Genomic DNA, 1948 nt, shown 5'->3' with positions numbered 1-1948 from the left:
GTGCCGCAGTCGCATCTGGTCCGGTCGCTGCGCGAACGCAACCGCTACAATGCGTCGATCAAGCGCGGCGTGGCCTGCCTGCCGATTGGCGCGGGGGCCGGCGGCCAGGCGCATGGCCACCGCTGGCGCAACGTCATCGACATCGCGCGCCGCCGCGAGATGGTCGCGCAGAATTTGGCGCCGATCGAAGGGCTGGCGCTGGTGCCATCCGATCACGCCGCGCATGCGATGATCGCATCGGGGCTTGAGACCGGGCGGCTCGATCTGGCCGCGGTCGAAGCGCTGCGGCCGGGCTTTCGCGTTGCGGTCACGCCGCTGCTCGCCAACTGGACTGCTGCGGGATTGGGAGAACTGCGCGGCGATGGGTTTTCGCCGAGCCTTGCCGGATCGTTCTGGATCAGCAATCTGACAAGCGGTCTGACGGCGGGACTGACGGCCGCGGCGACAGCGGGAGAGGCAGGATGCGGGTTCTGATTTTCGGCGCTACCGGCCGCACCGGGCGCCATTTGGTGACGCAAGGCGTCGCGCGCGGCTGGACTGTGTTCGTCGCTGGGCGCAATCCTGCGCGACTGAACGACCTGGCCGGTATCGCTGGCGTTGCGAGCGTCGACGTGGCGGACACCACGTCGGTCGCCGGGGCGCTGAACGGATTGAGGCCGCAGGCGATCATCTCGACAATCGGCGGCGCCGGACCTGACGCACTGCTGATCGACGAAGTCGGCAACAACGCCATCACCGATGCTGCGGTGGCTTGCAGCGTGCGGCGCGTGTTGCAGGTCTCATCGCTCGCCTGCGGCGACAGCCGCGCCTATGCGTCGGAGCGAATCATCGCCGCGATCGGGCCGGTGCTCGACGCCAAGACTCGTGCGGAAGACCATCTGCGCAACGCCGCGCTCGACTGGACGATCGTGCGGCCGGGCGGACTGACCGACGGCGAGCCAACCGGGCAGGGGGCGCTGTACGACGATCCACGGGTCCACGGCCGGATCGCGCGGGCGGACCTTGCCACGCTTCTGCTCGACGCGCTGGCGACGCCTGCCAGTATCGGCCGCGTGCTATCGGCGGTCGATCGTACCACGCTGCCGGCTGAGCCGGCCGATATCGCCGAATTCGAGCTCGCCGCGGCGGTGTGAGCGCGCGCAGCATTACTACACGCAAATGACGTTTGAATTAGCTGCGCGCACGGTCAAGTTATAATTGCTTTAATCAATGGCCAAGTCCGGTTGACCCGGAACTTTGGCTCGGTTACCAAAATTGCAAGCCGTTAGCAGTTGTGCTGACGGCGGATTGCCAGCCAGCCGCCTCGTGCGAGCCCGCCAGCCTGCGTCAACTCACAACACTTGGGGCTGTCATGGTGGGGCTTAACTCGCGCGCCTACGCGCTACTGCTTTCCGTATCCGTCGTCGCGCTGACGAACGCGCCGGCTTCGGCGCAAACCGCGACCAGTAGCTCATCATCCTCGGCCCAGACTCAGGTGAAGCGCGACCGTGCGGCACGTACGGCGCAGCCGGCGGCGTCCGCTGCCGATCTGCGCAACGCCAACGCACAGGCGGCTGCCTCGACCCAATCGCTCGACGCCATCACCGTGGTGGCGACCAAGAACGAGGAGAAGGCGATCGACGCGCTGGCGCCGGCCAGCGCGATCACGCTGCAGCAGATTCAGCAGTTTCCGCCGAGCCGGCTGCAGGATGTGTTCGTCGCCACACCCGGCGTGTCGTTCCAGGATCGCGGCGACGAGCCGTCGACCTCGATCAACATTCGCGGCCTGCAGGACTTCGGCCGCGTCGCCGTGGTGGTCGATGGCGCGCGGCAGAACTATCAGCGTTCCGGCCACGGCGCGCAGGGCTCGTTCTTCCTCGATCCGGAACTGATCGGCGGCATCGACGTGGTGCGCGGGCCAAGCGCCAATATCTACGGCTCCGGCGCCATCGGCGGCGTGGTGTCGTTC

General features: G+C 67.3%; 2 protein-coding genes and 1 pseudogene. All 3 read left to right on the top strand.

Annotated elements, in window-relative coordinates; translation table 11 throughout:
- Positions 1-474, top strand: a pseudogene (locus DYI24_RS25695) (heme anaerobic degradation radical SAM methyltransferase ChuW/HutW); the annotation flags it as partial.
- A complete protein-coding gene (locus tag DYI24_RS25690; protein ID WP_164574320.1) occupies positions 462-1133 on the top strand; it encodes an SDR family oxidoreductase in 672 nt (223 codons plus the stop codon). The pseudogene DYI24_RS25695 and the gene DYI24_RS25690, both read left to right, overlap by 13 nt.
- 218 nt (positions 1134-1351) lie before the next feature.
- On the top strand, positions 1352-1948 hold a 597-nt coding region (locus tag DYI24_RS25685; protein ID WP_164574319.1), incomplete at its 3' end, for a TonB-dependent receptor plug domain-containing protein.

This window comes from Rhodopseudomonas sp. BR0C11 (genome assembly GCF_010820945.1).
Classification (GTDB): domain Bacteria; phylum Pseudomonadota; class Alphaproteobacteria; order Rhizobiales; family Xanthobacteraceae; genus Rhodopseudomonas; species Rhodopseudomonas palustris_H.
The sequence above is the reverse complement of the archived record's forward strand: the minus strand, read 5'-3'. Positions and strand labels throughout refer to the sequence as shown.

Bases quoted from the DNA above. Each gene is read 5' to 3' on its own strand.
- DYI24_RS25690 (WP_164574320.1), top strand. From the start codon at position 462: ATGCGGGTTCTGATTTTCGGCGCTACCGGCCGCACCGGGCGCCATTTG.